We start from the raw sequence: 23,443 nt of genomic DNA on the forward strand, positions 1-23,443 counted from the left end.
GGTTTATTTATCATCAATTAATGAGCAAGTAAACTGATTACATCAACTCAGATGATTAATACTTTTTTAAGGATACAGACATGAATATTACTATTTTAGGCGCAACAGGTTGGATTGGTAGCCACATCATGGCGCAGGCAAAAGCTAATGGTCACAATGTGACGGCGGTTGTTCGTGATGCGGATAAGGTGACTGACGGTACAGCGGTAGAAGAGTTTGACTTACAATCTCAAAATGACATTGCAGAAGTATTAACGAACGCTGATGTGGTGATTGCCTCAATCGGTGGACGTGCAGCGGGTAACCATGAATTAGTTGCGCAAACGGCCAAGCGTTTATTAACTGCACTGTCAGGTAGCAGTACTCGTTTACTGTGGGTTGGTGGTGCAGGTAGTTTAGAAGTTGCGTCTGGTGTTACGTTAGTGTCATCGCCGGACTTTCCTGCTGAATATAAAGATGAAGCGTTGGCGCAAGGTGAGGCTCTCAGTGTATTTAAAGCAACAAACACAACCACACAATGGACGTTTGTAAGCCCTGCCGCGGTTATTTACCCTGGCGCAAGTGAAGGTCCGTATCGTATTGGTGGCGATGCGTTTTTTACTAATGAACAAGGTGAAAGCAAAATATCAGTGACTGATTACGCGATTGCTATGCTGGATGAAGTGCAAAATGCCGCGCATATTAATCAACGTATGAGCGTCGCTTATTAAGGGTTTTTCGCAGGGCTTACAAATAAAGTATGATTATTTAATGATACTTTTGAACCCACTTTTATCCTTTGCATTAACCAGCTTTAACCAGCTTTACCTGAGCCTTTTGCAACTTAGGTAAAGCTAAATCTAAAGGTTATTGCTAATGAGCAGCCGATTTTTTGAAGCAATGATATGGCAAAACCTATTTGCTCAGCTTAGTAATACCAGGATGTTATTCGCGTGTAAGCTTACTTTTAGCAACTATTTATTACTTTCACTTTTACAATGATCTCATGTCTAGACTATATTTGAACTGGTAACTGATTAATTATTTTAATTTTAGTGCAATCTTACAATCAGTTTTTGCATGCAAAGATTGCCTTTACTATTGATAAGTGATGCATTGTATTGATGATTAGCTATTCTGATATGGCCGAACGAAAACTTATTATTAGGTTCTTTTCCGTAATAGGTACGTTGACAACGCTTTGTATGGCAATAATCGCTTTGTTTAATAATCAATCTACTTTGGTTTACCCTCTATTAGGCTCATCAATTTTACTTGCTTCCCCTTTTTGCCTTGGTGATAGAGTCGAGATTTCCTCTTTAATTGTTTTGTATACTTTATATGCTTTAATGATTTATTTAGTACTTACAGGAGGGAGCCATGGTACTGGGCCTATTTGGATTTTTATTGTATCTCCGGTAACCTTTTTTGTGCGTGGTTTTAAACGGGGAATCATTGATTTAATTATTTTTGTAATTTGCGTAACTGGCGCCTTTTATTTATCGAGCTACTTTAAATTTTACAGCGGCTACTCGGCTTATTTTCCAATTCGTATTATTGCTTCTTTTATTATTGTTGCTCTGTTGAGTGGCTTTTATGAATATTTTCGGCAAATGTATAGCCACCGTTTGATTGAACTTGTTCAAAAAAATGAATATTTAGCGACTCGCGACCATTTAACAAACCTGCCCAATCGACGTTATGCTATGGCGGAACTCGAGCAATTTGATGCCCAGCTGCTAACTGGGAGTATTATCATTGCGGATGTAGATAATTTTAAGGATATTAATGATCAATATGGTCACTCAGTTGGCGATGAAGTACTAAAGCACCTTGCTGATTTATTTGTTGCTCAGTTAAGTGAAAATGATATGGTGGCGCGCTGGGGCGGTGAAGAGTTTTTATTTTTTCTACGCCATAAAAATAAACAACAAGCGACACAATTTGCCAACGATATTCATTATGCTTTATCACAAAATCGTTTAGATATTGGTGTAAACCAGCTGGCTGTTACAGTGAGCATGGGGATCAGTAAACTAACTGCGGATGTGCCGATTGATAAAGCGATGCACAAAGCGGATGAATTGCTTTATCAAGCAAAGAAGCAAGGCAAAAATCAAACGTGTGTTTAGCGCTTATTGGGAACGCTATGAATACATTATATATAACCGGAGCCGGTGTGAGTGCCGCCAGCGGCATTCCTACCTTTCGAGGTGAAGATGGGTTTTGGACTATTGGCAGTAAAAACTATACGCCAATGGAAATGGCTACGCGTGCTATGTATGAAAACAACCCACGGGAGTTTTTAGCTTGGTATTATCATCGCTTTGCTACTTATCGCAACCACGGTCCTAACGAAGTTCATCAGTGGTTGAGCGATAAAAACCTGATCACACAAAATATTGACGGGCTAGATGGCAAAGCAGGCAATAAAAACTATATCGCCATTCATGGCCGGCTTGATCAAATGACTTTGTTTCATCATCAAGGCGATGATGTGAAAGCGCATACGACACCGTGGGATAATGTAGACGAAAGCCGCTTACATGAGTCACTGCTTGAGCTGTTTAACATTGAAAACCAGCAGCCAGTGGTGGATCAATCTTTAAAGCCTTTTGTGTTGTTATTTGATGAATACTACACTGAACTTTATCGTATTAGCGAAGCACAACAGCGGATGCTTGATGCCGATAAAATCGTTTTTATTGGCACTTCGTTTAGCGTTAATATTACCCAAATGGCGCTAGAAGTGGCACGCAATTACGATATCCCAATCGAAATCGTTGATCCAGAACCTGCGCATGTTATGTATAGTAATGTGAGTTATCATAAAATGACTGCATTAGACTATATTCAACGTAACTAAACATAGCAACACTGAAGAGATTTAAATGAAAGATTTAACAGCAATAGCCAACTTATCAATATTATTAGTAGAGCCTTCAGATGTTCAGCAAAAGCTTATTATAAAGTCACTTACTCAATGCGGTGTGTCACAAATTGAAACTGCCACTTCTCAAGCGAAAACGTTAACAATGCTGGAGAATTATCAGCCGGATTTGGTTATTAGCAGCATGTATTTTTCTGACGGTAGCGCTGACTCTTTATTGCAAAAAATCAGAGTAACCCCTGGTATTGAGCATCAAGCTTTTATGCTGGTATCAACAGAGCGCAATAAAACCTATCTTGAACAGTTAAGGCAGTCAGGGGTATTAGCTATTTTACCAAAGCCATTTAGCGCTGAGGCAATTACGCGTGCGTTAAAGGCAACCTTAGATATCATCACTGAAGAAGAAGTTGAGTTAGAGCATTTTGATGTAACGCTATTGCGTGTACTTGTGGTTGATGACAGTCGTTTTGCTCGTAAGCATATTATTAGGGTCTTGGCTGGAATGGGAATACCGACGCCTGTAGAAGCCGAAAATGGCAAACAGGCGATTGAACACCTTAATAGTCAATCATTTGATTTAATTGTTACTGATTACAATATGCCAGAAATGGATGGCAAAGAGCTAACGGAGACCGTAAGAAGCTCGAATGCTTACTCGCATATTCCTATTTTGATGGTGAGTTCTGAGGCAAACGACACTCATTTAGCTAATATTGCTCAAGCTGGTGTAGATGCCATATGTGACAAGCCATTTGAACCTGCCACAGTAAGAGAGCTGCTATTTAAAATAATGTCTTAGATATTCACCTAAATGACTTAATAGCAAGCTGAGTTACTTCAACACTATTTTATTGAGGCTTTAGCTTGTGTTACATCAAGACGAGCTTCAAGAGGATCTGGTGAAAAAGTCGCAGTACCTTGTTTATTCAGTTGTAGGATATAGCGCTCATCTTCTTTAAATGCGCGCCAAGCAGATAACCCCGGCCCATTGGGTGTGCCGTATTTAATAAAATTAGTAACGTAACGATGCATTGTTTTAGCCGTTTGTTTGTCTTGCTCGGTGGTAATATGGCCATACTTAGTTGTTACTGTATTGAAAAAGTAAGGTATTTCAGTCGCGTGCGCTGCGCCTTGTGCAGTAACTGTTTGTGCTACATAGCCAAATCGGTAAATAAACGCGGGCTGTGAAAATTTACTCACTTGTTGAGCAACAAAACGAGCAGGTTCTTGCATTAAGAGGTCTTGACCAGTTTCATAATTAAGTATTGCGAGATCTGTGTTGCCTTTACTGTCATAAGCTTGTTGGGCTTGCTCAGCGCGTGAGCCAAAACTTTTAAATAATGCTTCCTTTGTGCTGTAAATTGCAAAGCCAATATCTTTATCTGTGGTGCCAACCATAGTGGGAACATGGCTAAAGTTACCTTCGTTGAATGCTTCTTCGGTCGATGAACTAACTAATATACCGTCTAAAATGGGCCCGCCTACATAGGTGGGCGCTTCTGGGGAAGGGGTCATATTTGCTAAGTTAAGGCCATCAACAAGCTGCTCGGCGCTTAGCGCACGCAGTGCGTTTAATGCTGCTTTATTATCGCCTGTTATACCGTGCTGAGCTGCAAAGTTAACTCCCACTTGCTCAGCTGATAGGATATTTTTATTATCACTGGTTAGTGGCAGTTGATTAAAAAGCTCTCTACCACCACCAGACATAATAATAGCTTTATTGAATAATCCTTGTGCAGCAGAGGTTTGCATCATTGCATGCACCGACTTACCGCCCGCAGATTCGCCCATCAGTGTGACTTGCTGAGGATCACCACCAAATTGGCTGATGTTACTTTTGACCCAGTTTAATGCTGCAATTTGATCCATGAAGGCATAATTGCCAAGAGCATCATTTTCAAAGCTACTCAGTGCTGGATGAGCAAAAAAACCAAACCGGCCAAGTCGATAATTAAAGCTGACAAACACCACACCTTGCTTTGCAAAACTTTCACCGGAATACACACCAGGAGATGAACCGCCATTGACAAAGCCACCCCCATAAATCCACACCACTACTGGGTAAGGCTGTTTACTCTGTTTTGCAGGCTTAAACACATTCAAATATAAACAATCTTCAGCTGGTGGGGTTCCCAGTGGTGCAGCATCGCCAGCAAATGGTTTTTGCATGCAATCTGCTGCGAATTCGGTAGTACTTTTTACACCTTGCCAGTGAGTTACTGGTTGCGGTGCGCGCCAGCGCTTATCATTTATCGGCGGAGCAGCAAAAGGGATCCCTTTAAAAGAAATCACTTTACCCGAATCAGTACCTTGAATTTTGCCGCCAGTTACATCAGCAATGGTATTTTGGGATGGCTCGGAGCAAGCTTGTAGAATAAAAATAGTAGCGATCAGTGATGGAATAAAAAGCAGAGATTTAAGAGAACGCAATACCATTTTTAAGCCCTGTAATGGTTGTTTTAATGTCTATAGTTATCAGATAGTAGCATCTAGACTCGTATAATAAAAAGTGGCTATACAGAGAATAATCAAATGCTATACCGAGAGACTCGTTGTATTTATTAGATTATTAATTCATCAATGCTAGACTTATTGCTACATAAAAATACTTTCGTTACTCAAGCAAATAACTTACCCAAATGTGGGTTATAAAAATGCTAGCATTGCAGTGCTGCCAATAGCTAGATCCAAGTGTATGTAAAGGAATACGTTGATATGCAATACATTGAGTATATTACAATACTTGCTGTGATATCTATCAGTGGTTGCAGTGATATTAAAATAGAGAAGCAGTGCTTTGAGCCCATTCATTATCAAGCAAATAAATTATTTCAAAGTAGTGAAATTCGTGTCGAACCTATATGGGTTGGCCATCCTCGAAACGACTACTTAAAAGATCACAACGTAGAGGGTCATCTCAGCCCTTACGGCGGGTTTGAAAAGATATCAGCCTCTAGTCAGCTTACTCTTACCGGAAATATATATAAGATAACGCCAAATATAGGTGAGCGTTATATTGGCAGAAATTCAGAGTATCTTTTATTTGAAGTCACAGTTGATGCAAAAAAGTATGTGATCTCTGATCAGATCCCTGAGCATATCCAGCTACCTTTACGGTGTTTTTTTAATTAATGGCGTGTCTATATAGATAATGTTATTTCGTTGGCTGCTAGTGGTGCTTATCTTGTCACCTACTTGCATAGTTAAAAACATGGAAAGTCGTTGTTCAAAAATTTAATTTAAATAAGGAAATGTTTAACAATGAAGTATTTTAAAACCCCTGAATTTTTGCATGAAGTGTTTGGCGAAAAACAATCGATTTTAGAGATCACCGGTACTATTTTGTTTGCTTTAGTCGGCAGTTGGGTTATTTATTCGGTTGCGGAGATTAAACTCGATAATTGGCGAGCAATCTTAGCTTTTATATTAATTGCTGACGTATTAGCAGGATGTATTGCTAATTTCACTCTTGGTACCAATGAGTTTTACACAAAGCGTCCTAAAAATAGGCTGATTTTTATTGCCATTCACGTTCATATAATAGTGATTGCGTGGTTACTTTCACAGCCACTAGATACTGCACTGCTTATATGGGCATATACGATAGTGGCAGCATCTGTTGTTAATGCGTTACATGGTAAATTAATACAGGGTTTTATTGCTGCAAACTTAATGTGTTATGGCATCTTTTTGTTGATTTACTTATCGCTGCCAACGTGGTTTTTGATGGTGAGTCTATTTTTTATGATCAAAGTTTTATTTAGTTTTGCTGTTGATCACTATCGGCAATCAGCCTAGATGAATCCACTTAGGTATAAAAACAAGTACAGCTTAATTATTGATGCTCTGCAAAATAAAGATGCGTTAAGTGAGTCGCAAGTTATCGAGATCAATCATGGTACGATTGCGCAAGTTATCGCATCAATTAACCGATTAAAACAGGCGCGTTTAAGTTGCAGTAATTAATTTACTGCTTGGATCAAATTAAATGCCCTGTTAAGGGCATTTATTACTGTCGAGTCCGTTAATTACTCGGCATCAAAAATAACTCTCGTACATTGCAACGTGGGTTTGCCTCTATAGCAAATAGTACCGCCTCGGCTACATCATTTGGGTCGAGTTTGTCGGGTTTTGCTTCATCAAAAAAAGGCGTATTGACCATGCCTGGGGCAATAGTGGTGCAGCGTCCTTGCCATGGCTTCATTTCTTCAGCTAAGTTTTGTCCAAAACCGTAAGCAAACCATTTTGTTGCGCCATAAACAGAGCCTTTAAGGGAAATCCGTCCTGCGGCTGAGCTGGTTAAAATAAAGTGTCCTGTGGTTTTTCTTAGGTGTGGCAGAGTGAGTTTTGCGGTGTAAAGCAGTGCATTGATATTAATATCAATCATTGTTTGCCATTGCTCAGGATCGCCCTCTTCAACACCTGGCGTTTGAACACCCATACCGGCATTGGCAAATGCAACATCAAGGCGGCCAAAGTGTTTTATACCTGTATTAACTACGTTTTCAAGCGATGAAAAATCAGTGGCATCTGCGCAAACTGCTAATGCGTTATCAGCCCCGAACTCTTCAACCAGCGCATTAAGTGTGTCTTCACTGCGAGCGGTCAAAATTACTTTATGACCGTTTGCGACTAAGGTTTTTGCTGTTGCTTCACCAATACCACTGGAAGCGCCTGTAATAAGTACAACTTTTTCTTTACTCATGACTTGCTCCTCGATTAAATCTGAGACTAGGTTTGATACTCTTAGTGGTGATGGTAACAATGAAGGATTAACCTCCATTGAATGCTTATTACACCAACTTGCTGGCTTGATTTAACTATATGATTTTTAATTGTTTTTAAAGATTAAAATAAAAAGTTAGGTTTATATTTATTATGCTATATAATCGCGCGGTTTCGCTTTGAGGCCAGCTTATTTTTAGCAGGCTACAAATCGCAAATGGTTATAGCAGCTCACACTTATTGGCTTATAACAATGTGGTTTTAACCTTGTGTAAGCTATGTTAAACCTTGCTCAATTGCAGCAATTACTTAGTGGAAATAAACAGTGAAAGATAAGTTATTAGTGTTTTGGCAAAATCATTCAGAAACCATAATGACTCTAGGTTATAAACTGATTCTAGCGTTGGCTATTGTTATAGCTGGTGCTCTAATTGCGCGCTCTGTTAAAAGAGCGATCCAAAACTCTAAGTCGCCTCTTAAGAAAATGGATAAAACCTTACTACCAATTTTATCGAGTGTGCTGGGCTACTTGGTGTATATCATTGCAGGGTTGTTTATTTTAGATATTTTTGGTGTTAATACAGCCAGTTTAATAGCACTTATGGGGGCGGCTGGCCTTGCGATTGGCCTTGCGTTAAAGAATACCCTCAGTAATATTGCCGCAGGTATTATGTTATTAATACTTAGGCCATTTAAAGTTGGTGACTTTGTTGATGCCAGTGGCACAACGGGTACTGTGAGTGAAATTAACCTCTTTACAACTATTTTTAAAACCAATGATGGCCTGTATATCGCTTCGCCAAATGGCAAAGTGTGGGGTGGCAATATTAAAAACTTCACTCGCAATGGTAAAAGACGCATGGATATTGTAGTAGGTATTTCGTTTGCTGACTCAATAGATGATGGCTTAAATGTACTTAAAGAAATAGCCGCATCAGAAAGCCGATTATTAGCGGATCCAGCACCTAAGGTGATGGTGACATCGATAGCTGAAAGCTCAGTGAATATTCAATTACGTGCGTGGACAGTTAACGGTGATTATTGGCAAACAGTCTGGGATCTTAATAAACGCGTAAAAGAGTCTATTGAGCAAGCAGGACTGACAATTCCATTTCCGCAGCGTACGTTACATATATCGGAGTCGATGGCATCGGCAATAACCGTTAACAAGGATGTATAAATAACGAGGAGTGAGCAAGCTCTGAAATTACCACCTATTTTATTCCTTGAGAGTAGATGCTTGCTACCAAGGAATGTAAAAAAGCCAGTCAGTTAACACTGACTGGTTTTTTTTGTTGGTATTAAGGCTTTTCAGCGGAGCAATTAATTTTCACTGAACGGCATGATTTACACGGCCAAATTTTATAGTGGCTAACTATTATTGACTGATAGTGAAAGTCACATCAAGGTCATCGCTAGCGGTTACCGTAACGGGTTTAACTTGATAAAGCGTAAATACTTCGTCTTGTAGTTCAGCGTCATCAATGTGTGCCGCGCAGGTGTAAGCTAATTGATAGTCACCAGGGGTTATGAAAGCAAGCTCAAACTCATATTGGTTGTCGTCGCTATCAAATACCACATTAGCTGTTGCCAATGGCGCATCAGCTGGTGTTTCATCCTCGTTCACTTCATAATTATCAAGTGGTGCTGCTACATCACTGCTATAAAGATAGACCGCATGACCAAATGAGCCATCTTCAGCGGCAAGGGCGATGTTATCTGTTTCACAGTTGGCGATAAGCGCATCACTTACTGTGCCTTCAATGTCTTGTGATTCAGATAGATTTTCTAAACGCACACCGCGTGGTTTTAAAAATATTTCTTCACTATTTTGTGGATCAACAAGAGACTTTTTCAAATCAAATTCAAGTACAAACTCATTGTCTGTTTGATTTAAAGTAAAACCGTCTAGTTGGATTTCGCCAACACCGTCATTGCCTTTACGTTTGACAACCAGTGGTGCAATGCTGCCATCTTCATAGACAACGTGCGAAGTGGTTGCAAGGTCGTTTGTGTCGCCATTGACCACATCAGCACGGATCCATGAATATTCGCCAGCAGGTACATCTTCGTCGTCTAATAACGAGAAAATGTCATCGCCAGTGTAGTCAAGTAAGTTAACCATTTGCGGTTTTGTTGAATCATTACTGTCAACGGTGGCAAAGCTATATTCTTCACCGCCTTGTGATTTTAAGGTGATTCGATCAAAAACCACGTTTACTTGTTTTAAGCCAGTGATTGGTGCATCTGAAACACCCAAGCTAAAGGTTGATTTTTGCGGCTCTGGTGTCGTTGGTGAATCATCATTAGATGAGCCACATGCGGTAAGAGCTAATAAAATTGCAGTTGTTAAAGCGGTTAACCTAATGTTCATAACTACCCCATTAATTATTTTCAAAACAACCGTGAGTATAGGGTAGCCAGCTTAACCGAACTTGAACTTGTTATTTAAATGTTATTTTAGTGGCTAAGAGGTGCGTAAAGTAATTTATAAAACAGCACAGTACTTTGTAATTCGCCCGATGAACTAAGGGCAAACTGTGGTATTTCACCGGCTTCTATATAGCCTAATTTTTCATATAAAAGTGAGGCAATATCGCCTAAGCGGGTATCCAGTACCAGTAGCTTTAATTGTTGCTGCAGCGCACTTTTTTCAAGGGTATGCATAAGTTGTTTTGCAAATCCTTGGCCTTGGTATTGGCTATGTACCATTAGCTTTTCAACCTCACCGCGGTGAACGCCATTAGCTTTTTGACACAGCGATAATTGCACTGCACCAATTACCTCAGATCCTTCGGTGATAACAAATAATTCGCGGCTATCATTTAATAAATCGCATTCAATACTGTGCCAGTAGTGATCTGCTTGTGCGCGCGTCAATGGCGCGATAAAACCAATCGATGCACCATTGTTAACGCTATCAACCAGTAAATGATTTAGCGATTGCTGATATCCCGCTAGTGAACTGATTTTATGTATTTGCGTATCTACAACGCTTGTATCTTGCATGGTTTATCCTTCTAATTGAAATGGATACACAGAGCCTAGGTGCAGATGTTGAGTTAATTCATCCAGCGCTTGCCAGCTTTCACGTAACAAGTTTGGATCTGCAAAATCATCATTGCTAAGTTTGTCACGATAGTGCTTATTTGCCCAATCACATAGTTGTTGGTACTTACTATCGTTTAAAATAACCGCAGGATTGACTGCCGCGAGTTCTTGCTGATTTAGCGCTACACGTAAACGTAAGCAAGCAGGGCCACCACCATTTTGCATGCTTTGTTTTAAATCAAAAAATTGCACTTGATCAATTGGATTGTCTGCAAGGATCATTTCTTCAATATAACTGTTAACTGCCTGATTGTTTTTACATTCTTGTGGAGCAACTAGTAACATTTTGCCATTGTTTAAACTAACCAGTTGGCTATTAAATAAATAGCTAGTTACAGCATCTTGCACGCTTACTTTGGCTGTTGGCACCTCAATAATATGCAGTGTTTTGTCGCCAATATATGCATCTTTTATTTGTTGTAGGGCGAGAGGCTGATTTAAGAAAGCTTGCTCGTGACAGAGTAATACATTGGCGTTACCCACCGCGATTACGTCATTATGGAACACCCCTTGATCAATCACCTCAGGGTTTTGTTGAATCATTAATTGGCTAGATGGTTTTAGCTGATGTAGTCGGCATATTGCTTGGGATGCTTCAAGTGTCTGCCTTGCAGGAAATTTAACTGGCTTAGGCAGTGCGCTGTTAAATGCGCTGGCACCATATACAAACAGCTCCAAACCTTGAACACCATGCTCGTCGCCTAAGCGAGTATGGTTAGCCGCGCCCTCATCACCAAAAAAACCTTGATCTGGCAAATGGGTATGATGACTAAAGTAGCCTTCGTTATTAAACATGGCTTTAAGTAATCGTGTTGTTGTTTGAGGCTCAAGGGAGCGATGAAATTTGTTATTCAAATTAGCAGCAGTAAAGTGAACTTTGCCATCAAGTGTGTCGGCTGATGGTGATACAGTGCCGGCATTGGCAGTCCACATTGATGATGCTGAATAACATGCGCGAACTAAAACAGGATCAGCTTTAAACGCTTTACTGATCACTTGTTCAGCAGTGCCTGTAAATCCTAAACGACGCAATACATTTATATCAGGGCGAGCATGTGGGGCAAATACTCCTTGAGTTAGCCCCAAGTCATGCATAGCTTTCATTTTCGCTAAGCCTTGCAGTACCGCCTCTTTTGGATTGGAGTAACTGGCCGCATTATTTAATGATGCTACGTTACCGTATGATAATCCCGCGTAGTTATGAGTCGGGCCTACAAGGCCATCAAAATTAACTTCTACAGCTGTCATAGTTATCCTGCAATTTTACTAATTTTAGTGTATTTAAACTATACAGAAAATAATCTGTAGTAGGTTAATTAAAATTAGCTAATTCTAGTTCTACGCTCTGCAAGTTTTGTTGCAAACGTTTTTGTGCTGCGAGTAGATAGCTTTTTTGCTGTGCTATTTTTGCTTGTTGTTGACGCAGTGCTTTATAGATCACTCGTTTGGGTAAATCATAGTGCTCAGAGGCTTGGCTAATTGTTAATTGATGCACCGACAACTTTTTAAGCGCTTCATCTAAGTGCGGGTAGTTACTTAACATATTCACGCTCCTTTTCTGCGGTGGTATGTGGATCATTAGCATGGTGAATATGCCAAATGCTTATATCTAAGCGCCATAGTAAATACAACATATGATAAATATTAGTCATAGCTCGCTCCCTGTAGACGAGGTAAATGAAGGTAAAACTCAGATTAGTGAGTTACTCTTTTGTAAGGAAGATCTGTGCCAGTCTTAATAATTATTTTTAGTTAAAACAAATCAATAGCTTAAGGTTTTTTCGTTGTTGTATGATTGAGTATAAGCACTAATGTAGTGAAAAATAATGATGGCTTTGCACTTTGCTGGAGCAGAAGGGGAATTATTTGCGCGTTCAGATGAGCGCGCAATAATATTAAGTAAGTTTAAAACCCTTCAAGTACCAGCTTACCGCGAGATTGATGAGATTCTAATATTGCGTGCGCTTTGAGCAGGTTTTCTATATTAATTTTTCCTAAATGTTGGCCTAAGGTAGTTTTAATGATGCCGTTATCAACTAGCTCTGCTAATTCAGTAAGTAACTGATGTTGCGCTATCATATCGTCAGTTTGGAACATTGAACGAGTATACATAAACTCCCAATGTAGCGAGATACTTTTGCGCTTGAGTTTTAAAATATCAAAACTTGCTGGGTCGTCTATTAAAGCTAATTTACCTTGTGGTTTGATCACTTTAATAATTTCATCAAGATGTTGATCGGTATGAGTGAGGCTAACGACATAATCAAATTCGGCAAGATTATGCTCTGTTCGTTGTGTATCTAAGCTTTGTGAGTGATCAAGCACTTGATCAACACCTAGCGCATTTAACCAGCTAACACTATCTACGCGTGATGCTGTGCCTATCACCGTTAAGTTGGTTAGCTGTTTAGCCAACTGCACTAAAATTGAGCCAACACCGCCTGCGGCACCAATAACTAATAATGAAGCTGGTTTTGCATTGTTGGAACGTGATATTTGCAAACGATCAAACAGTAATTCCCAGGCTGTAATACTGGTTAGCGGTAACGCAGCAGCTTGGGCATCGTTCAAGGTAATAGGCGCACGGCCAACAATACGTTCATCAACTAGTTGAAATTCAGCATTACTGCCTGAGCGCGTTAAATCACCGGCGTAATAAACCCGATCGCCCAGATTAAATAAACTTACTTTATCACCAACAGCTTTTACGATCCCAACAGCGTCCCAACCAATGACTTTATGACCTTGTTCAGGGCTAACATTTGCGCGGATCTTCGAATCGACAGGATTAACTGAAATTGCTTTTACTTCGACCAATAAATCGTGACCGGATGCTGTTGGAATAGGTAACTCGATGGCTTCGAAAGAATGATTACTAAGTGTTTTGGTTGCTGTTTGGTATCCAATGGCTTTCATGAGTTGCTCCGTTAAATTGTTTTGCTGCACCCACTATAACGCAGTTTTATAATAGAAAAAGAGTGGGGTATGTATACACGAATCTCTCTCAAAATTTTTGATAATTAACTTAAGTCAGTATTGAGTTTATCAAGTAAAGTAATTAGTTGTGTGGCTTCTTGCTGTGTAATAGATGGAAAACGGCAACGAATTTGCTCAGGGATGTTCGCTGCTTGTTGTTGCAGCTGTATGCCATGTTTGTGTAACTTTACGACTCGCTTACGTTTATCTGTTTCATCTTTAACCACGGCTAATAAGCTTTTATCGGTCATTTTTTTCAAAATTTGTGTCATGGCGCCGCCATCAATTGCGGTTTTCTCCAGCAGCTGTGCAATACTGATCTCATCTTCTTCCCAGAGCGCCATCATCACCACATACTGTGGATAGGTCAGTTCAAGTTCGTTTAGTGCATCTCGATAGGCGCGTACCACTGAATTGGAGGCCATATACAGACGATGACAAATTTGATTATCTAATTTCAATTGTGGATATTTCATAGTAGCTCTCGAATGATGACACTGCATTTTAATTTGCATGCAAAATATTTGCAATGCTCAATAAACTACTTTATTATTTTGCATGCAAAATAAATTTAGTCCCAACCTTAAATAAGGAAAACATTATGAAAGAATTACTACAAGTCGCTTACACAGCTAAAGCAACTGCAACGGGTGGCCGCGAGGGCACTGCAAAATCAGACGATGGCCGTTTAGATGTGGCACTTTCAACTCCAAAAGGGTTAGGTGGCGATGATGGTCAAGGTACTAACCCTGAGCAGTTGTTTGCAGCGGGTTATGCAGCGTGTTTTATTGGTGCATTAAAATTAGTCGCAGGCCAAGCTAAAGTTAAGTTACCTGCTGATACCCGCATTGATTCAGAAGTATCGATTGGTCCAATCGAAGGTGGTTTCGGTATCGCTGTAAAATTAGCTGTTTTTGTCGGTGATGTAGATAAAGACACCGCAGAAGCGTTAGTGGCTAAAGCACACGAAGTTTGCCCATATTCAAATGCTACTCGTGGTAATATCGCAATTGAATTGTCGGTTATCTAACTTATTGTAAATTTGAATAATTTATATTTTTAAAGGCGCATTTTTATTTTAAATGCGCCTTTTTTGTGGCTCATAGTTTATAACTATGAGCTTTTTAGAACGCCATTTATAACCAAGACGCGTTATTGTGATAATTCGTACTTAATATTCAATCCTCAGTTTGTGCTACCCGACAACCAACATCCCCCATTTTTATTTTGCCATATTAAGACTATTTATAGAGTGCAAAGTCATTGCCAAGCGTTTACACAAATAGTTCAGCAATGATCAACTCGATGTCTAAATTGGTTTTGTTATCGCGAAAACTTTTTAGCTACTGGTAAAATTAAATAGTATTAGCGCAGCGTTAGTATGTTTTTTTCAACAAAATAGATTAACTTATGAATAATTGAACTAGAATGTAAACGTAGTTTTAATTAAAGGATAAGTGGAATGCGGCAATTAGCGTTGGCGAAAAAGTTACTATGGCTTACTTTAGGTAGTATTTTTATCACCGTTGTAGTGCTATCGAGTGTGCTTTGGTGGCAATTATCAAGCAGCAATAAAGTGTTATCAGCACAAGCTGAAAAATTGATAGTTACTGAGGTAGAAGAAAAGCTCACCAGCAATGCTGCTGTGTACGGTGAAAAAATCGCAGGATTTATCAACGAAGCGTATCGAGTGCCTTTTTCACTCGCAGCAATACTTGGTAATGAATCAGCTAAAGATGCTTTAACGCGTGATTCAGTGGTACAGCTTAATAGCTCTATTATAGAAGGTAATTCAATACTTTCTTCAATCTACTCGCAATTTGAAGCTAATGGTTTTGATGGGGACGATCAACAGTATAAAAATGGCTATGATCATTCAGTCGCAGGCCAAGGCACCTTAGAGATTTACTTCACTCGCAGCCGTGAAGGTGTGATTGAACAGCAAGTTGTTGAAGATGCAGCAGAAAAATACGTTACGACCTTAAACGAATTTGGCCAACGTGAAGCTGAGTGGTACTTATGTGCTAAAGACACTAAAAAGCCGTGCATAATGGAACCCTATCTGTACGAAATATCTCCCGGCAATTCTGAAATGATGACTTCTTTGACTGTGCCAATACTTCGCGACGGTAAGTTTATTGGCCTCAGTGGTGTTGATATTACACTGCCAGTTTTTCAAACCATGACCGAGCAGTTATCAAAAGAATTATATAATGGTCAGGCGCGAGTTACCCTATTAAGTTCGATGGATTTAATTGTGGGTAGTAGTCATAACAAAGACAAACTTGGCCGTCCGCTAAAAGAAGCCGTCTCAGCCTCGGTGTTAAAAAATTATACTAGTTTGAAAGAACGCTCTGGAGTACAAAAGGGTGAAAATGAATACTTAGTCAATTACCCAATAGATATTAAACTTGCTGGTCGCCAGTGGACTTTATTAGTTGAAGTACCAGCAGAGCTTGCACTGCAAGGGCCACAGCAGCTCAGCGCGAGTATGCAAGAAAATGCCAATACACTAGGTGGGCTAATTTTAATATCAGGCTTAGTGATTGCTGGCGCTGCCTTTATTATTATGACTTTAGTTGTCAAAAGCATCGTTGCACCGCTGCAACAAATTCAGCTACGGGTTGATAATTTAGCCAGCGCGGATGGGGATTTAACACAAACGTTAACGGTTGACACTCATGCTGAGTTAATAGCGCTCGCTGTTGGGTTTAATGCATTTTTGGAAAAATTACGTGATTTAATTGCGCAACTTAAAGATGTATCAGGGCAGACTAAAGAGCAGGCGCAAATTGCCGCACATGTAGCCGTTGATACTAAGCAAAATGTGCAAGCTCAGTTTCAAGAAATTGAAAGTGTAGTAACGGCAATGAATGAAATGAGTGCCACCGCCCTTGAAGTTGCCCGTGCTTCAGAGCAATCAGCGCAACAGGCAGATGAAATCAATTCATTAGTGGTCAGTAGCGAAGCGAGTTTATCGTCTGCGGTATCACAAGTGAAAACGATGTCTGAAGAAATAAAGCAAGCCAATCAAGCCGTAGCCAAGGTGGCGGCGCGTAGTAACGATATTACACAAATTTTAGATGTGATCCGCACTATTTCAGAGCAAACTAATTTACTCGCACTTAATGCTGCGATTGAGGCAGCTCGCGCTGGTGAACAGGGGCGAGGCTTTGCTGTCGTAGCCGATGAAGTACGTGCTCTGGCATCTAAAACTCGTGCGTCAACAGATGACATTAGTGGCTTAATTGACAACTTACAGCTTGAAGTGGGTAATGCCTCAACAGTGATTGAAAAAGGGGTTGTGCGAGCACAAACCGCGGTTGATGAAACCACCGTTGCCTTTGATGCTTTGCACAGTGTGGTAATTAAAGTGGAAGAGATCACTAATCAGATCACCCAAATAGCGACGGCTGCTGAGGAGCAAAGCTCTGTAACCGAAGAAATTAATCGTAATTTAACGCGGATATCTGATGCCGCATCACAACTTGCTGATTTATCAACTCAAGCCGGCGATGGTAGTCAAATGCTCAATCAGCTCGTTGCACAGCAAGACGATGAACTGAATAAATTGAAAACATAATACCTTCAATACGATTAAATTGGTTTTGTATAAAATCGGTATAACTTAACCGTTCGCTCAAACTAGCAACGCCACTTCGGCGTGGTTAGTTTGAGTTACATTATCAATTCTAAACTAGATCAACTCTAATCTAGCTGTAGAAAATAATACAAAACCAAACAGCGGCAAAAGCATTTCAACGGGCTACCTCTTTTAAATTAGTTATGTCTTTTTATATGGTAAGTCATCAGTCCAGCCAATTGATTCACTCGATTACTGTTATGCCGTTACTATTTAAAAATAACCTGTTTGTTACTGCGAATGTAAATACGTTTTTCAGGTTTTGTCCATTCGCCTTTTTTTAAATAAGAGGTAGAGACAACAAACTGCTCATCTTTAAAATTACTGGTTGATTTTACTTTTGTGATGCCTTCTTTTGAACCTGTTACGGTTTCGTATGCTACAAATTGCGTAGGGCTCAATACTTTCATGGTGCCTTGTGTGTAAAACCCTGCGGTGGTGAAATAATAAAAAACTAATGACTGCTTTTTGCTATCCCAAAATATCATTGATTCGCCGCCATATTCACCTTCATTAATGGAATGAAGGGTACGAATTGCTTTCCCATTGAGGGCTCGCTCCCAGCGACCTACATCCTGAATCTTTGGCTTATTATCGGCAACATTGAAATCAGCTTGCCATGTGCCGAGGTAAGGTTTAAATACTTCAAGCTCTGGTGCTAAGTCAATCGTTTGTGCACTAATAGTACCAGCGTAGATAAAGCAAAAAGATAGTAAAAGTGTTTTTAGGTATGACATAATTGTGCCTATCATTATTAGTTTTTCAAATTGTAGTATAGGCGAGAGTCCGTTGATTAAAAAAACATTATTGCTTTTTTCTGTTAGTTTTCTAGTTGTATTAGTGATTGGTGGGCTGCTTGATTATTGGCCATATTTGGTTGCCAGTGTTTACTGTACTATGAGCAGTATTACATTTTTAGTTTATAAATGGGATAAGCGTTTGGCGATAGAGTCAACAGATCGGCCTATTAGAGTGCCGGAACGTAGTTTACATATTTTAGCATTAATTTGTGGTTGGCCGGGAGCACTGATCGCTCAGCAATGGTTAAGACATAAATCACAAAAACGTACTTTTATTGCGTTACTTTGGCTCACTATCATTATAAATACTTCTGTATTAGGGGCTGCCTATTATTGGCAATTGCTTTAAATTGATGCACTATCAGGTAACCTAAAAATAACAAAAGTCCGATTTTATGTATTTTTTATATCGCTGCTATCATTTTATTTTAAAATGTATTGTTATTTTTATTGGTATTCCTGCTCCGCGTTTGTATCAAGGTTATAGCGGGTTTAAGCAATGGCTTGCATTACTTAATCCTAATAAACCTGTGTTAGTTGTAACTGACAATACGTTAAAAAATTTAGGCGTTGTTGCTCCCATTTTAGCTTTGCTGGATGAGCAGGCAATCTCTTGGCAGCTGTTTAGTGACGTTGATGCTAATCCAACGATTAGCAATGTTGAAAGTGGTTTAGCACTTTATCAGCAATACACATGTCATAGTATTATCGCCGTTGGTGGCGGCTCAGTAATTGACTGTGCCAAATTAATTGGCGCACGTGCAGTAAGACCTAATAAATCAATTAAGCAGTTAAAAGGCTTGTTTAAAGTACTGAAAAAACTGCCCCCGTTATGTGCCATTCCAACAACCGCAGGTACTGGCTCAGAGACTACAGTTGCTGCGGTGGTAAACGATCCGCAAATGCAAACAAAATATGCCGCCACTGACTTTGCTCTTGTACCAAGTGATGCAGTTTTAATTGCTGAGCTAACACAAACGGTGCCTGATTTTATTACCGCAGCTACAGGTATCGATGCACTCACGCATGCACTTGAGGCATACATAGGCACTAATGGCCTTGCTTTTAGTGATGACAAGTCATTGCGGGCAATCGAACTTATTTTACAAAATTTATTAACAGCGTATAAAAATGGTAATGACTTAGTTGCACGGGAAAATATGTTACTCGCTTCATTTTATGCAGGGCAAGCGTTTACCCGAACATCTGTAGGTTATGTGCATGCTATAGCGCATCAATTTGGCGCGCAATACGGCACAGCTCACGGTTTAGCAAATAGTGTGGTATTGATGCATGTGCTGAAATTTTATGGTTCCAGTATAGATAAAAAGCTGGCGGCTATTGCTGATCATTGCCAATTAACACAATCACACCAAAAACCAACAGAAAAAGCAGCAATACTATTAAACACCTTAGAGCAGTTACTTATTGATCTAGCGATCCCTCATCATTTAAAAGAGCTAAAAGTAGCTGATATACCAAAGCTTGCTGATGCTGCAATTGTAGAGGCTAACTGGGACTATCCAGTACCAAAATTTATGAACGTAGCTCAATGCCAAGCCATTATTCATAAAGTAGTGAGTGATATGTAATAAATGAAAACCTTCCCATCAGTACCGATAGGAAAGGTTTAAGCGCGTTAAATTAGCGTTTTAGCTGTGCTTCAGGTTGATTTAATAATTCAATCATAGGATTTTGTGCAGTGATTTTTGCTTTAAGAGCAAAGCCGATCAATAACCCTGCGATAAAGCCACCGATATGAGCGCCATAATCGATACCATCAGGTGCTGCAATCATGCCATAAATATTGATCCCTAACCAAATTACAAAAAACCACACTGCAGATAATTTCTTTTGATAAATGATAAACATAAAAGTAAGGCTGGCGTGCCTAAACCACATTAAGTACATACCAAATAGCCCTGCAATTGCGCCGCTAGCCCCGACACTTGGAATAATCGAGGTGGGATCAACGATAAAGCTAGCAAAAGACGCTGCCAAACCGCATACCATATACCATATTAAAAACTTTTTATGACCTAATACGTCTTCGAGGTTATCGCCAATAATGTATAAAAAGTACATATTACCAATAAGGTGCATTACTGAGCCGTGTAAAAATACACAGGTAATCACAATCCATAAATGTTCGCCTTGAGAGATCTTACTTGGATTCATTGCAAACAATTCGAGGGTTGCACTGAATGCCTCTGCATTGAAAAAATACAAGGCAAAAACAATGGCATTGAGTGCAATTAAACTGCGAGTAACCCACGGCGTTTGTTTTGGCTTTAGGTTATATTCAACGGGCATTTGCGTTAAAAATTGAAACAGATAAGTTTTCCAACTAACTTTTTGGTTTAGCTTGTCTAGGTTTGTTTTGAGCTCAGGACTGTTTTCAACGCTTTCTAATTGATTTTTTTCAATCCAACTACCATCACAATGACGGCAAACATCAATTTCGGTATGAAAATCTTCGAGTAAATGAAAGCGCTCAAGGTTCTTATTGCAATCAGGGCAGTCTAGTCTTGAAATACCTAATGATTTACCAAAATGAGTCTCGTATTTTTCACCAATAGGACCTTCGTTGATTTCGGCAATCATCCGGTTAACTTCGTTTTTTTCAAACCATAAGCCACCGCATTCGCGACAGATATCTATCTCTTCACCTTGATAATGAGTAACATCCAAAGGGTGATCTTTGCAGTGAGGGCAGCGTTTAGTTGGCATTATCAGCGTCCTTTAATGAGCCGATAATAATATCGTTTTGTTGTAAATTTAATGCACTAGTTTTTAGTTGAGGTAATGTTTGTTGCTCAATACTATCGGCAATTTGGTCTAGTTCAATAGACGCTTGGCGCGCAGACATTTTACGCCTTAACGCCGCTTCAATTACACACTCAGCACAACTATAAAAACGACGAATTTGTGTTAAAAATATACTCGGCGTTTCAAGTGTTGTGAACAAGTACTGCATGGTATGCCAAATATATTTTTCAAACGTGGGCTTATTATACTCAAGCTCACTCGTATGTGGGCTTTGTACTAAAAGTAACGAATAGCGTTTTATATTCTCTAAATTATCATTTACTTTATCATATAATGAAGTATGCAAATAATAGTTATCTTCCATTTTACTATAGGAATCAAATTTAAGTACTTGCTCTAAACCGCTTTTCGCAGCTAGGTAAACACCAAAGATAGTTGAAACTACTAAAAGCACTTGATTCAACCAAAAAATAGTGCTTTTTAGCTCTTTATTATCAACTATTTTAAGTGCGTTAGGTATTCGTGTGGAGATTTTATTTAAGCTGTCAGAATAGTTTTGTGATGACTCCAAAATTAATATCCTTATTCTTTACTGTCCATTTAATGAGCGCAATAGAATACGGGTATTTCTTTAATGCGACAATAACTTTGTATGTAAACTATACTTAATTTTTAATAAAGATAACACAAAGTGATGATGGCAAGAATACACTTGCCACCAGGGGTACTATAACGCAGATTGGCTTGCTTCAATTTGATCTAATTCGATAGTCAGGATCGTTTTCTTGTCAACAGTAACCCACTTTCTATAGGTTAAGTAACCATCTTTAGTAACTTCGATGTCGTATTTACCTTCATCGAGTTCAATACCAGCTTCGTATTTCGGCTTTATATTCATAATGCGAATACGGGCGTCATCAGGAGAAGTAATAACAGTCAATGATATTGCACTGTTAACTTCTTCTGCGACAACAACTGGTTGTTCAACTGGGGCTGCCTGTTGTTCAACTTTTGGGCTGCTTGAACAACCTGATAGCATCACTATAGCAACCAGCGCACTTAATTTTTTCATAATTACTCCATTAAATTGTTCATTATAAACATCTTTGTTTATATCACTTTTAGCAACGAAAAATCATGGAGTAACAATAGGAAGGATTATATTTCTACTAGAGTCTTCCATGACTTTTATATTTACTTTAACTATAAATCAAATGGCATTTTAGTATGTATAAGGATGAGGTTCAAATCATAGTTGCAAAAAATACCAGTTTTTCCTTGTTTTGTTATATTTATAACAATAAAAGAAACCATTTCATTATGATTATGATAAATATTAGCTTAGAGCTTTACTCTTTTTAAGCTTAGCAAATCGTTGCCATGTACCCCAGATTGAAATAGTCACAAGCAGAAATACCGTGATGTAAAAGGCCATAATAGCCACTTTGATCATTAGTAAACATGCGATAATAATGGCGAAGATGATCGCGATACGAATAACCGGGCTTTTGATAAATTTACTTGAAAAAAGTAAGGCGGTTAGGCTTAGCTTGCTACGGGTGTTTTTCTTAACATCCATGTTTTTTGTCCTTAGTGTTTTTGTATTAGAGTAATTTACTTATTTAAGTTAGTGCGTATTTTGTGCAGTAATAACGTCATCATCGTGATTGTTACGCTCAAAGTTGAGATTAAATTGGCCTTGGCGATTAATGGTAAAAATAGCGCGTGTCCAGTTTTCGGGTTGCTGCTTTGTGGCTTTATCAAATACTTGTTTGAATAAATTGACTATCTCGTCTTTCACGGTAATTGGCTGTTCACTTGAGTCATCTGCTGTTTGATAATGGGCTTTGCATTCAAGTACGTTTTCATCTTCGCAATTTAAAATGAGTTGTGCTTTAAGCCACGGCTCATTAATTTGCTGATAAAGGTACTGACCGAGTTGTTGTGGGATGTTTGTAATGTCAGGTTTCATGTGCTGTCCTTAGTATTATAAATGAGCTTTAAATTAAATGATCAAACATAAAGTTTGTAAATATATGTCAGCTGAAATACATCGCATTAAGGAATTTTTGGAAATTATCAAAAGCTTTGTAAAAAACAGGCGATAATTCTTCAGATTCATTATGATCCCATATTACTACTTTAGGATTTATTGCATCTTCTTTGAAGTCTAGGCATAAAAAATCACCACCAAAAAGATAAGCAAAAGGTAAGGTCTCGGCTCCAACCAAGTCTTCGTTAGCTGTAAGTCTTTCCTCAATTTGAGCCATTACTACTTTAATTTCGTATTGCATCAGTCCACTATCGAGTTTTTCATCTTCCGAAACTATTAAAAATCTTTCCAATACCCGCTCTTCAGAGTTAATTCTTATAATAGCTTCCTCTGGGGATGCACCATTGAATTCTAAAATAAACTCTCTGTAGCTAACCCCCTGTGTCAGGATAGTTGTCGCCTCTAACTTTTAATAGAGGCAGATAAAAATGAGACGTCGATTTACACAAGAATTTAAAGTTCAAGCGGTTGAAAAAGCATTATCTCAATGTGATGAT

27 protein-coding genes are annotated in these 23,443 nt (G+C 39.0%); 12 read left to right on the forward strand and 15 right to left on the reverse strand.

What is annotated here, in order from left to right; translation table 11 throughout:
• Window positions 1–80: 80 nt before the first annotated feature.
• The 4 genes from H5201_RS12560 (at window position 81) to H5201_RS12575 (ending at window position 3,668) form a co-directional block, all read left to right on the forward strand.
• Window positions 81–710 (forward strand): NAD(P)-dependent oxidoreductase, encoded by a 630-nt coding sequence (locus tag H5201_RS12560; protein WP_182784700.1) that lies wholly within the window; start codon window positions 81–83, stop codon window positions 708–710.
• Window positions 711–1,184: 474 nt separating this feature from the next.
• On the forward strand, window positions 1,185–2,111 hold the full coding sequence (locus tag H5201_RS12565) for a GGDEF domain-containing protein (RefSeq protein ID WP_182784702.1): 927 nt from the start codon (window positions 1,185–1,187) through the stop codon (window positions 2,109–2,111).
• 17 nt (window positions 2,112–2,128) lie between these two features.
• On the forward strand, window positions 2,129–2,845 hold the full coding sequence (locus tag H5201_RS12570; RefSeq protein ID WP_149981893.1) for a Sir2 family NAD-dependent protein deacetylase: 717 nt from the start codon (window positions 2,129–2,131) through the stop codon (window positions 2,843–2,845).
• Window positions 2,846–2,870: 25 nt separating this feature from the next.
• A complete protein-coding gene (locus H5201_RS12575; RefSeq protein WP_182719069.1) occupies window positions 2,871–3,668 on the forward strand; it encodes a response regulator in 798 nt (265 codons plus the stop codon).
• Between the two features lie 44 nt (window positions 3,669–3,712).
• On the opposite strand, the gene H5201_RS12580 is transcribed toward H5201_RS12575, so the two are convergent.
• Entirely contained in the window at window positions 3,713–5,305 is a 1,593-nt protein-coding gene (locus H5201_RS12580) for a carboxylesterase/lipase family protein (RefSeq protein WP_182784704.1), read from the reverse strand.
• 279 nt (window positions 5,306–5,584) lie between these two features.
• On the opposite strand from H5201_RS12580, the gene H5201_RS12585 reads away from it, so the two are divergent.
• The 3 genes from H5201_RS12585 (at window position 5,585) to H5201_RS12595 (ending at window position 6,835) form a co-directional block, all read left to right on the forward strand.
• Window positions 5,585–6,001, forward strand: a complete 417-nt coding sequence (locus H5201_RS12585; protein WP_182740471.1) for a hypothetical protein — start codon at window positions 5,585–5,587, stop codon at window positions 5,999–6,001.
• Window positions 6,002–6,130: 129 nt separating this feature from the next.
• Window positions 6,131–6,667: a hypothetical protein gene (locus H5201_RS12590; protein ID WP_182740470.1), complete on the forward strand. Its 537-nt coding sequence runs from the start codon at window positions 6,131–6,133 to the stop codon at window positions 6,665–6,667.
• A complete protein-coding gene (locus tag H5201_RS12595; protein WP_182740469.1) occupies window positions 6,668–6,835 on the forward strand; it encodes a hypothetical protein in 168 nt (55 codons plus the stop codon).
• A 58-nt stretch (window positions 6,836–6,893) separates the two neighbouring features.
• Here H5201_RS12595 and H5201_RS12600 read toward each other — a convergent pair whose 3' ends face one another.
• Window positions 6,894–7,574 carry an SDR family oxidoreductase gene (locus tag H5201_RS12600; RefSeq protein ID WP_182784706.1) on the reverse strand — a complete coding sequence of 227 codons (681 nt, stop codon included), beginning with the start codon at window positions 7,572–7,574 and terminating at the stop codon, window positions 6,894–6,896.
• Between the two features lie 345 nt (window positions 7,575–7,919).
• On the opposite strand from H5201_RS12600, the gene H5201_RS12605 reads away from it, so the two are divergent.
• A complete protein-coding gene (locus tag H5201_RS12605; protein WP_145242032.1) occupies window positions 7,920–8,774 on the forward strand; it encodes a mechanosensitive ion channel family protein in 855 nt (284 codons plus the stop codon).
• Between the two features lie 198 nt (window positions 8,775–8,972).
• Here H5201_RS12605 and H5201_RS12610 read toward each other — a convergent pair whose 3' ends face one another.
• The 6 genes from H5201_RS12610 to H5201_RS12635 form a co-directional block, all read right to left on the reverse strand.
• Complete coding sequence (locus tag H5201_RS12610; RefSeq protein WP_182784708.1) at window positions 8,973–9,968, reverse strand: DUF4382 domain-containing protein; 996 nt, start codon at window positions 9,966–9,968, stop codon at window positions 8,973–8,975.
• 86 nt (window positions 9,969–10,054) lie between these two features.
• Window positions 10,055–10,603: a GNAT family N-acetyltransferase gene (locus H5201_RS12615; RefSeq protein ID WP_182784710.1), complete on the reverse strand. Its 549-nt coding sequence runs from the start codon at window positions 10,601–10,603 to the stop codon at window positions 10,055–10,057.
• A gap of 3 nt (window positions 10,604–10,606) precedes the next feature.
• A complete protein-coding gene (gene astB, locus H5201_RS12620) occupies window positions 10,607–11,953 on the reverse strand; it encodes an N-succinylarginine dihydrolase (RefSeq protein WP_149981885.1) in 1,347 nt (448 codons plus the stop codon).
• Window positions 11,954–12,017: 64 nt separating this feature from the next.
• On the reverse strand, window positions 12,018–12,248 hold the full coding sequence (locus tag H5201_RS12625; RefSeq protein WP_182719062.1) for a helix-turn-helix domain-containing protein: 231 nt from the start codon (window positions 12,246–12,248) through the stop codon (window positions 12,018–12,020).
• Between the two features lie 362 nt (window positions 12,249–12,610).
• Window positions 12,611–13,621, reverse strand: a complete 1,011-nt coding sequence (locus H5201_RS12630; protein ID WP_182784711.1) for a zinc-binding alcohol dehydrogenase family protein — start codon at window positions 13,619–13,621, stop codon at window positions 12,611–12,613.
• A 104-nt stretch (window positions 13,622–13,725) separates the two neighbouring features.
• On the reverse strand, window positions 13,726–14,157 hold the full coding sequence (locus tag H5201_RS12635; protein WP_182784713.1) for a MarR family winged helix-turn-helix transcriptional regulator: 432 nt from the start codon (window positions 14,155–14,157) through the stop codon (window positions 13,726–13,728).
• Window positions 14,158–14,282: 125 nt separating this feature from the next.
• Here H5201_RS12635 and H5201_RS12640 point away from each other — a divergent pair, with 125 nt between their 5' ends.
• Together H5201_RS12640 and H5201_RS12645 are read left to right on the forward strand one after the other, a co-directional pair.
• A complete protein-coding gene (locus H5201_RS12640; protein WP_145242020.1) occupies window positions 14,283–14,711 on the forward strand; it encodes an organic hydroperoxide resistance protein in 429 nt (142 codons plus the stop codon).
• A 432-nt stretch (window positions 14,712–15,143) separates the two neighbouring features.
• Window positions 15,144–17,264, forward strand: a complete 2,121-nt coding sequence (locus H5201_RS12645) for a methyl-accepting chemotaxis protein (protein ID WP_182784715.1) — start codon at window positions 15,144–15,146, stop codon at window positions 17,262–17,264.
• Between the two features lie 269 nt (window positions 17,265–17,533).
• On the opposite strand, the gene H5201_RS12650 is transcribed toward H5201_RS12645, so the two are convergent.
• Window positions 17,534–18,061 (reverse strand): hypothetical protein, encoded by a 528-nt coding sequence (locus H5201_RS12650; protein WP_182768099.1) that lies wholly within the window; start codon window positions 18,059–18,061, stop codon window positions 17,534–17,536.
• A gap of 52 nt (window positions 18,062–18,113) precedes the next feature.
• Between H5201_RS12650 and H5201_RS12655 the strand changes: the two genes are divergently transcribed.
• Window positions 18,114–18,473, forward strand: a complete 360-nt coding sequence (locus H5201_RS12655; protein ID WP_182740463.1) for a DUF1294 domain-containing protein — start codon at window positions 18,114–18,116, stop codon at window positions 18,471–18,473.
• 46 nt (window positions 18,474–18,519) lie between these two features.
• Entirely contained in the window at window positions 18,520–19,716 is a 1,197-nt protein-coding gene (locus tag H5201_RS12660; RefSeq protein WP_182784717.1) for an iron-containing alcohol dehydrogenase, read from the forward strand.
• 52 nt (window positions 19,717–19,768) lie between these two features.
• On the opposite strand, the gene H5201_RS12665 is transcribed toward H5201_RS12660, so the two are convergent.
• The 6 genes from H5201_RS12665 to H5201_RS12690 form a co-directional block, all read right to left on the reverse strand.
• Entirely contained in the window at window positions 19,769–20,854 is a 1,086-nt protein-coding gene (locus tag H5201_RS12665; protein ID WP_182740461.1) for a rhomboid family intramembrane serine protease, read from the reverse strand.
• Window positions 20,844–21,464 carry a hypothetical protein gene (locus tag H5201_RS12670; protein WP_259398543.1) on the reverse strand — a complete coding sequence of 207 codons (621 nt, stop codon included), beginning with the start codon at window positions 21,462–21,464 and terminating at the stop codon, window positions 20,844–20,846. Before H5201_RS12670 ends, H5201_RS12665 begins: the two co-directional genes overlap by 11 nt.
• Before the next feature lie 156 nt (window positions 21,465–21,620).
• On the reverse strand, window positions 21,621–21,965 hold the full coding sequence (locus H5201_RS12675; RefSeq protein WP_182719054.1) for a PEGA domain-containing protein: 345 nt from the start codon (window positions 21,963–21,965) through the stop codon (window positions 21,621–21,623).
• 264 nt (window positions 21,966–22,229) lie between these two features.
• Window positions 22,230–22,472, reverse strand: a complete 243-nt coding sequence (locus H5201_RS12680) for a hypothetical protein (RefSeq protein WP_182740460.1) — start codon at window positions 22,470–22,472, stop codon at window positions 22,230–22,232.
• A 48-nt stretch (window positions 22,473–22,520) separates the two neighbouring features.
• Window positions 22,521–22,865, reverse strand: a complete 345-nt coding sequence (locus H5201_RS12685) for a DUF600 domain-containing protein (RefSeq protein WP_182740459.1) — start codon at window positions 22,863–22,865, stop codon at window positions 22,521–22,523.
• A 67-nt stretch (window positions 22,866–22,932) separates the two neighbouring features.
• Window positions 22,933–23,337 carry an SMI1/KNR4 family protein gene (locus tag H5201_RS12690; protein ID WP_310736940.1) on the reverse strand — a complete coding sequence of 135 codons (405 nt, stop codon included), beginning with the start codon at window positions 23,335–23,337 and terminating at the stop codon, window positions 22,933–22,935.
• Window positions 23,338–23,443: the final 106 nt, after the last annotated feature.

This window comes from Pseudoalteromonas sp. SG43-6, from assembly GCF_014164365.1.
In the GTDB taxonomy this organism is placed as follows: domain Bacteria; phylum Pseudomonadota; class Gammaproteobacteria; order Enterobacterales; family Alteromonadaceae; genus Pseudoalteromonas; species Pseudoalteromonas rhizosphaerae.